The organism is Streptomyces sp. NPDC043908, assembly GCF_056435525.1.
The window spans coordinates 168,853-175,031 of sequence record NZ_JBWKEI010000003.1 but is presented as its reverse complement, the minus strand read 5'-3'; the positions used below and the strand labels follow the sequence as shown (position 1 = coordinate 175,031).

Annotated in this window: 7 protein-coding genes; 4 read left to right on the top strand and 3 right to left on the bottom strand. The window is 73.1% G+C overall.

Annotated features, from left to right (window positions below):
* Positions 1–160 precede the first annotated feature (160 nt).
* On the bottom strand, positions 161–925 hold the full coding sequence (locus tag AC069K_RS08780; protein WP_365106298.1) for a MerR family transcriptional regulator: 765 nt from the start codon (positions 923–925) through the stop codon (positions 161–163).
* Positions 926–1,277: 352 nt separating this feature from the next.
* Here AC069K_RS08780 and AC069K_RS08775 point away from each other — a divergent pair, with 352 nt between their 5' ends.
* A complete protein-coding gene (locus AC069K_RS08775; protein WP_365106101.1) occupies positions 1,278–2,639 on the top strand; it encodes a cytochrome P450 in 1,362 nt (453 codons plus the stop codon).
* Here the strand turns inward: AC069K_RS08775 and AC069K_RS08770 are convergent.
* The gene (locus AC069K_RS08770) at positions 2,631–3,323 is read right to left on the bottom strand and encodes a TetR/AcrR family transcriptional regulator (protein WP_478613663.1); all 693 of its coding nucleotides are present in this window, start codon (positions 3,321–3,323) and stop codon (positions 2,631–2,633) included. The two genes, AC069K_RS08775 and AC069K_RS08770, sit on opposite strands and share 9 nt — an antisense overlap.
* Before the next feature lie 144 nt (positions 3,324–3,467).
* On the opposite strand from AC069K_RS08770, the gene AC069K_RS08765 reads away from it, so the two are divergent.
* The 3 genes from AC069K_RS08765 to AC069K_RS08755 all read left to right on the top strand — a co-directional run bounded on the left by AC069K_RS08765 (position 3,468) and on the right by AC069K_RS08755 (position 5,822).
* Positions 3,468–4,892, top strand: coding sequence for an amidase (locus tag AC069K_RS08765; protein ID WP_478613660.1), 1,425 nt, complete (start codon positions 3,468–3,470; stop codon positions 4,890–4,892).
* Positions 4,893–5,112: 220 nt separating this feature from the next.
* Entirely contained in the window at positions 5,113–5,655 is a 543-nt protein-coding gene (locus tag AC069K_RS08760) for a heme-binding beta-barrel domain-containing protein (RefSeq protein WP_358832059.1), read from the top strand.
* A 35-nt stretch (positions 5,656–5,690) separates the two neighbouring features.
* Positions 5,691–5,822 carry a hypothetical protein gene (locus tag AC069K_RS08755; RefSeq protein ID WP_358832060.1) on the top strand — a complete coding sequence of 44 codons (132 nt, stop codon included), beginning with the start codon at positions 5,691–5,693 and terminating at the stop codon, positions 5,820–5,822.
* A gap of 160 nt (positions 5,823–5,982) precedes the next feature.
* Here the strand turns inward: AC069K_RS08755 and AC069K_RS08750 are convergent, their stop codons facing one another.
* Positions 5,983–6,153: a hypothetical protein gene (locus tag AC069K_RS08750; RefSeq protein ID WP_365106113.1), complete on the bottom strand. Its 171-nt coding sequence runs from the start codon at positions 6,151–6,153 to the stop codon at positions 5,983–5,985.
* Between the last annotated feature and the right edge of the window lie 26 nt (positions 6,154–6,179).

Sequence of the window (6,179 nt, the reverse complement as noted above, 5' to 3'; positions counted from 1 at the left end):
GAGAAAAGGCCCCTTTTTCGACCCTCGGACACCAAAACCCCCCCCCCCCCACCCCCTTTTTTTCCTCTCCCTTCGGGGGTGGTTGTTTTTTTTGGGTGGTTCCCCCCCCCCCCCCCCCCCCCCCCCCCCACCGGGGACGGCACGCCGCGGCGCCGGCGGGTCAGCCGAGCCGGGCGTCGGCGTAGACGACCATCGCGTCGCGCTGGTAGACCGCGAGCCCGTCGGCGATCCTGTCGAAGTTCTCCCGGAACCGCGGGTCGTCGACGTAGGTCTGGCCCAGCCCCTTGTACGCGGCGGCGTTCGGCGTCCAGAAGCGGCAGACCCCCTGGTAGTGGAGGTGCGTCTCGGCCTGCACCGCGGGGTCGGTGACCGGGGTGCCGGCCACCATGAACTCCGCGAAGCGGATCATCTGCGCCGTCACCTCGCGCTGCCAGCGCTCGGTGTCGTCGGGCGTCATCGTCTCGACGGCCTGCCGGGACTCCTCCCAGGCCTCCGGCCACCTCTCCCGCACCTCCGCCTCGGTCTCGGTGTCGGTGTGCTCGAAGCCCTCGAACAGGTTCTCCGGGCGGTTGATCCTCGCCATGGTGGTGTCCTCGTTCTCCTCCAGTTCGGCGATGGTGCGGCCGACCGTGCGCGCCAGTGTCTCCAGCCGGTCGCGCTCGGTGAGCAGGCGCCGGTGGTGCTCGCGGAGCACCGCCACCCGGTCGGCCTGGCTGTCCAGGACGGCCTGGATCTCGCGCAGCCCCAGGCCCAGCTCCCGCATGAGCAGGATCTGCTGGAGACGCAGCAGGTCGGCCTCTTCGTACTGGCGGTGCCCGTTGGCGCCGATCCCCGCGGGCGGCAGCAGGCCGATCTCGTCGTAGTGCCGCAATGTCCGGGACGTCACCCCGGACATCCGGGCCACGTCCGCGATCGACCAAGTCATGGCCGTGCCTCCCATCGCCGGGCCGGTCTTTCCGGCCACACCGAGGACACTAGAAGTTGACGTTACGGCAACCGCAAGCCGCAACGTGGGCGCTGAACCCCTCCCCTCCCCGAAGCCCTCCCCTCCCCGATGCCGTGCCCCGGCAGCCTCGGGGCGGACGCCGCGCTCGCGTCGAGGAGGTGCGTCGCCCTCCTCGTACGGGGCCAGGGGCAAGGGGGTGCTGACCGTCCCCGCCGCGCCCTCGCGGGCTGCTTCGCGCCGGGTTCCCGTACGGGGGCGCGGGGAGGATAGTCGGAAGCCGACGGCCTGCCGCGCACAGGGCCCGGCATGTCTCCCCTGGAGGTGTCCCGCTGTGACCACCACCCCCTCACCGGCGCGCGCCGGTGTGGCTCCCGGCGGTCTGCCGCTGCTCGGCCACGCCTGGCAACTCCACTCCCGCCCCTTGGAGTTCCTCTCCTCGCTGCCGGCCCACGGGGACCTCGTACGGATCGGGATGGGGCCGTGGCCGGCCTATGTCGTCTGCCGCCCGGACGCGGCGCACCAGATGCTCACCGACTCGCGGACCTTCGACAAGGGCGGCCCGTTCTTCGACAAGGCGCGGGTGCTGTTCGGCAGCAGTCTGCCGATGGCGGGCTGGCGTGAACACCGCTGGCAGCGCCGCCAGATGCAGCCCGCCTTCCAGCCCGGCCGTATCGAGGGGTACGGGGTGGTGATGGGCGAGGAGGTGGACCGGATGACCACCGCCTGGCGGCCCGGTCAACGGCTGGACGTCACCGCCGCGCTGACCACGCTGACCCTGCGCATCGTCACCCGCAGCGTGCTGGCCGCCGAGGCGGAGGACTCGGCGGTGGCCGAGGTGCTGGAGAGCCTGCACACCGTCATCGACGGCATCTACCAGAGGGTGATGCTGCCGCTCGGGCCGCTCTACCGGCTGCCCACCCGGAGCAACCGCCGCTACCGGCAGGCCTGTCGGCGGCTGCACCGTGCCATCGACGACATCATCGCCGCGCGGCGGGCGGCACCCGGCGAGCACGACCTGGTGTCGATGCTGCTGAACGCCCACGACGACGACACGGGCGAGCCGATGTCCGACACGGACATCCGCGACCAGCTGATGGTGATGATCGGCGCCGGTTTCGAGACCACGGCCAACACCCTCGCCTTCGCCCTGTGGTTGATCAGCCAGGACGCGAAGGTACGGGAGCAGGTGCACGCGGAGGTGGACGCCACCCTGGCGGGGCGCACGGCCACACCCGCCGATCTGGACGGTCTGGCCTACACGCAGCGCGTCATCCACGAGGTGATGCGGATGTATCCGGCGGGCTGGTTCTTCACCCGCGTCACCACGACCGACACCACTCTCGCCGGTCACCCCCTGCCCAAGGGCACCGCGCTCCTCTACAGCGCCTACCTCCTGCACCACCAGCCCGACCTGTTCCCCGACCCGGAGCGTTTCGACCCGGACCGCTGGGCCGCCGACGAGGAAGCGCTTCCCCGGGGGGCGCACGTGCCCTTCGGCGGGGGCAACCGCAAGTGCATCGGCGACCAGTTCGCGCTCACCGAGATGACATTGGCGCTGGCCACGGTGTGCAGCCGCTGGGAGCTGACGCCCGATCCCGGGGCGACCCTGCATGTTCGGGTGCGCGGCACGCTGGGGCCTGGCCCGCTCGACATGACGTGCACACGTCGCTCCACCCCGCCCGGTTCAGCCTGAGCGAGGGCGGGCCGGCCGCTCCCACAGCCGGGACACATGGGTGTGCAGGACGTCCTGGGCCTGGCGCGCGGTGAGGTGGCCGACGAGGACGTGTGCGGTGAGCCCGTCGGCGAGCGCCAGCAGCGCGCGGGCCTCGTGCTGGGGGTCCAGGGGCTGGTCGGCGGGGGGCCGGGAGGCGGAGGGCTGGGAGGCGGAGGGCTGGAGGGCTGAGGGCCGGGCGTCGACGGGTTTCCCGGGTGCGCCGCTCTCGTCGGCCTCCTCGATGAGCCGGGCGAACACCTCGTGCAGGGACGCGTAGTTGGCCTTCAGTATGCCGGCCAGCGCCTCGTTCACGGCCGCCTGGGCGACGAACGCGAGCCACACCCGGGCCTCGGCACGGTGTTCCGGCGCCAGCAGGGAGACCTCGCCGACCGCGTGGCCCAGCGCGGTCGCGGCCGACTGGACCGGACTCGCCACGAGACGGGCCCGTACGCGCGCGGTGATCCGCTCACCGACCACGCCCAGGGCGAAGACCAGCATCTCCTCCTTGGTGCGGAAGCAGCGCTGGACCGCCCCCATCGACACCTCCGCGCGGGCGGCGACATCGCGCAGGGTCACCCCCTCCAGCCCGCGCTCGTCGGCGAGCCGGCACACGGCGTCGGCGATGAGACGGCGCCGTTCCTCGTGGTCCACCTGCTTGGGCATCCCGTCCGCCTCCATGGGCCGTGTTCACCGCGCTCCTCGCGTTCCTCGCGCCGAGGCGGCCACTTTATTCGATGCACTCGCATCGGTAAGCAGGATATGGTTCCGATGCAAGCGCATCGGAACAAGGGCGGGAGAGTGCGAACCATGCGGGACGCGTTGTGGCGCAGGCCGGCGACGGCACAGGCGGCGGCCGTACGGAGCGGGGAGGTGTCGGCCGTCGACCTTGTCGAGAGCCATCTGGAACGCATCGCCGCGGTCAATCCGCAGGTGAACGCCGTCACCCAGCTTCTGGCCGACCGCGCCCGCGAAAGCGCGGAGCGGACCGACCGCAGGCGGGCCGCGGGACAGGCCCTCGGACCGCTCGCGGGCGTACCGTTCACGGTGAAGGAGTCCACGCCGATCGAGGGCGTGCCGACCACTTTCGGCGTGCCGCGCTTCCGCGATCTGGTCGCCCCGGCCGACGCACCCCCGGTGGCCCGGCTGCGTGCCGCGGGCGCCGTCCCCATCGGCCACAGCAACATGCCCACCCTGATCCTGGCCGGGATGCACACCCGCAGCGAGCTGTTCGGCGACACGCTCAACCCGTGGGACCACGAGCGGACGCCCGGCGGCACCAGTGGGGGTGACGCGGTGGCCGTCGCCACGGGCATGGCGGCGATCGGGCTGGGCAACGACTCCGGCGGATCCATCCGTGTCCCCGCCCAGTTCTGCGGAGTGGCGGGGCTCAAGCCGACCCCCGGGCGCTTCCCCGCCGACCACCGCGTCCTGGGGCCGGACGACCCGGGCCCGGCCTCCCAGACGCTGGTCACCGACGGACCGCTGGCCCGAAGCGTGGCCGATCTGCGCCTGGCCTACGAGGTTCTGGCCGGCACCGATCCCCGGGACCCGCGTGCCGTTCCGGTGCCCGCGTACGGCGCCCCGCTGCCCGGTGCCGTGAAGGTGGCGGTCGTCGCGGACCCCGGCGGCCGCGGCGTCCACCCCGCGGTCGCGGCGGCGCTCCAGCGGGCAGCCGACGCGCTCCGCGACGCCGGGTACGACGTGTGCGACGTGGCGGACGTGCCCCGGCTGGACGAGACCCTCGAAGCGTACGACCGGATCACCGTGACCGAGTTCGCCCCCAACTGGCCCGTGGTGCGCACCCTTCTGGGCGACGGCGGCCACCGCTACATCGAGATGGCGATGGAGCGGACCCCGCCCGCCACCAACGCGGACGAGGTCATGCGGCTCATGGGCACGTGGATGAACATCCGCCGCTCCTGGGCGGAGTTCCTCGACACGTACCCGCTCGTGCTCGGTCCGTCGTTCACCGAGCCGCCGGTCGAGCCAGGTCTCGAGTCGCGCGACAGGGCGGGCCGGGACCGGGTCGCCTCGGCGATGCGCCTGTGTACGGCGACGAGTTTCGTGGGTGTACCGGCCGTGGCCGTGCCGACCGGGCTGACCGACGGGCTGCCCTGCGGGGTGCAGATCATCGGGCGTCCCTTCCGCGAGGACCTGTGCCTGGACGCGGCCCAGGCGGTCGAGGACCGGCTCGGGGTGCTGACGCCGGTGGATCCCCGGCCGGTCCGGTAGGGGCGCCGACGACCTGAGGGCGCCGGTCCGCAGCCGTCGAGGGGCGGGCGTGAGCCGGAACCGTACGGGGGGCGGCCGCGCGGCCCTCGACGGGACCACCACGGCAGGCCCACCACCCGCCGACAGCGGGGCGGTAAGCCCGTCGCCCGGGGGTACTCGTTCTAGGCTTCACCCACCCGGTGCCGGCCCGGCCGCCGCCCCCGACCCCAGGAGTGCCCCCGTGTTCGACCCTGTGCTGGACAACCCGTACCCCGACAGCGGGCGCATCGACGACGTGCCCGCACCGCACGAGTTGCTGGGGCCGGTGCTGGGCTTCATCGGCACCTGGCACGGCCGGGGCCAGGGGGCGTATCCGACGATCGACGGGGAGTTCTCCTACGCGCAGGAAGTCGTCTTCAGCCACGACGGGCGCCCCTTCCTGCGGTACGAGGCACGGGCCTGGCTGCTCGGTGTCGACGACGCGCCGCTGCGCCCCTCGGCGCGGGAGAGCGGCTGGTGGCGGCTCCAGGCGGACGGCCGGGTGGAGGCGCTGATCACCCAGCCGACCGGCATCGCGGAGATCGCGGTCGGCCACGCGGGCGAGAACACGGTCGACCTCTCGGCCGACCAGGTGGCCCTCACCCCGACCGCCAAGGAGGTGACCGCGACCCGGCGCCGCTACACGCTCACCGGCGACGACACCCTCACCTTCGTCCACGACCTGGCCGCGGTCGGCCAACCGCTCCAGCACCACCTCTCGGCGCGCCTGCGGCGCACGGCATAGCCGCGCCCCGGCCGCCCGCTCGTAAACTGGCCCGTATGGACAGAGACCCGCACGACGTCGACGCATGGCCCCAGGGGCGCAACCCGCACCGCCGGAGCGTCGGCGTGCTCGGCTGGTCGCTGCTGCTCCTGCTACTGCTCGCGCTGTTCCTCTTCGGGCCGCGCTGACGCCCCGCCGCACCGCGCGCGGAGCCGCGCCGGGCGGAACGCCCGGCGCGGCTCCGGAGACGTCAAGCCCGCGGCCGGTCCCAGCCGCACGACTAGCTCCCCCGTCAACTCCCGTCGCCCGGGGTAGCCGTCGTCTCCCCTTCCGCTTCGGCGGCGGCGGTCAGTTGTGCCCGAACTTCCGTGACTGCTTGTGGGAGGTCTCCTGCGGGACCGGGTGCATCGCCTCCCGTGCCGCGGGCGACCCCGTCGACTCCTTCGTCTCCGCCGTCGCGGCGCGCTCGTGTCCGCCGGTGCGGGCGCCACGGTTCTGCCGGGTCTGCTTCTTACCCACGACGTTGCCTCCTTCAAGGACCGCGG